The organism is Micrococcus sp. KRD096, assembly GCF_017168495.1.
GTDB classification, from domain to species: domain Bacteria; phylum Actinomycetota; class Actinomycetes; order Actinomycetales; family Micrococcaceae; genus Micrococcus; species Micrococcus luteus.
Genome location: NZ_JABFAY010000012.1, coordinates 155,685 through 157,100, shown reverse-complemented (window position 1 = coordinate 157,100; position 1,416 = coordinate 155,685). Strand labels below are relative to the sequence as shown.

Sequence of the window (1,416 nt, the reverse complement as noted above, 5' to 3'; positions counted from 1 at the left end):
GCCCGCCCCCGCCCAGCGTTTTCGAACGTGAAAGGGGGGTTCTCAGCGCTTTCGGTCGTGAGATTGGCCCTATCTCACGACCGAAAGTGCGCGTGGCGCGGGATCGGGGTCAGCCGAGCCGGCCGGCCTCCGAGGCCTCGAACTCCTCCTCGTCCTCGGGCACCGGCTCGGTGCCGCGGGCGCGGGCGATCGCCGTCATGAGGTGGTACACCACCAGGGCGGCGACCGTGCCGAGCGTGATGCCGCCGAACACGAGCCCGCCGACCACGAGCTGGGGGTCGGCGATCGCGATGATCAGGCCCGCACCCGCCGTCATGAGGTTCACGGTGTTGGAGAAGTCCACGCGGTTCTGCACCCAGATGCGCACGCCCATCATGCCGATCATCCCGTAGAGGATGATGCCCGCGCCGCCGGCCACCCCGGCCGGGATGGTGGCGACGGCGGCCCCGAACTTCGGCAGGAACGCGAGGGCGATCGCGGTCAGGCCGGCCACCCAGTACGCCGCCGTCGAGTAGACGCGCGAGCTGGCCATCACGCCGATGTTCTCCGCATACGTGGTGGTGCCGACGCCGCCGCCCGCGCCGGAGAGCATGGTGGACAGGCCGTCCGCGATCAGGGCACGGCCGGTGAGCGGGTCCAGGTCGCGCTTGGTCATCAGCCCGACGGTCCTGACATGGCCGATGTTCTCCGCGACCAGCACGAGCACGACGGGCAGGAACAGGGGCAGCAGGTCCCAGCGCAGCTCCGGGCCGTGGAAGGGCGGCAGCCCGATCCAGGCGGCCTCCCCGACGGCGGCGAAGTCCACCTGGCCCTGCGCGAGGGCCAGCACGTAGCCCACCACGATGCCCACGAGGATGGACAGGCGGCCCAGGAGCCCCCGGAACGTCACGGCCGTGAGCACCACCGCCAGGGCCGTGCCGAACGTGGTGACCGGCACCTCCTGCATGGCCGTCGTCGTGGCGCCGGCGAGGTTGAGGCCGATCAGGGCCACGATCGTGCCCATCACCGCCGGCGGCATGAGCGCGTGGATCCACCCGGTGCCGGCGCGGTGCACGATCGCGCCGATCACCGTGAGCAGCAGGCCCGTCACCAGGATGCCGCCGAGCGCGGCCCCCGTGCCGCCGATCGCGGCGGCGGCCGTCAGGGGTGCGATGAACGCGAACGAGCTGCCCAGGTACGAGGGCAGGCGGTTGCCCGTGATGACCAGGAAGAGCAGGGTGCCCAGGCCGGAGAAGAGCAGCGCCGTCGTCGCGGGCATGCCGGTCAGGGCGGGCACGAGCACGGTGGCGCCGAACATGGCCATCACGTGCTGCACGCCGATGCCCACGGTCCGGGGCCAGCTCAGCCGCTCGTCCGGGGCGACGACGGTGCCCGGGGTGATGGTGCGGCCGTCGCCGTGGAGGCGCCAGCCGGGGC

At 72.5% G+C, this 1,416-nt stretch carries 1 protein-coding gene; it reads right to left on the bottom strand.

Annotated features, from left to right (window positions below):
• Positions 1-109: 109 nt before the first annotated feature.
• On the bottom strand, positions 110-1,416 hold a 1,307-nt coding region (locus J1M41_RS05835; RefSeq protein ID WP_241247766.1), incomplete at its 5' end, for a uracil-xanthine permease family protein.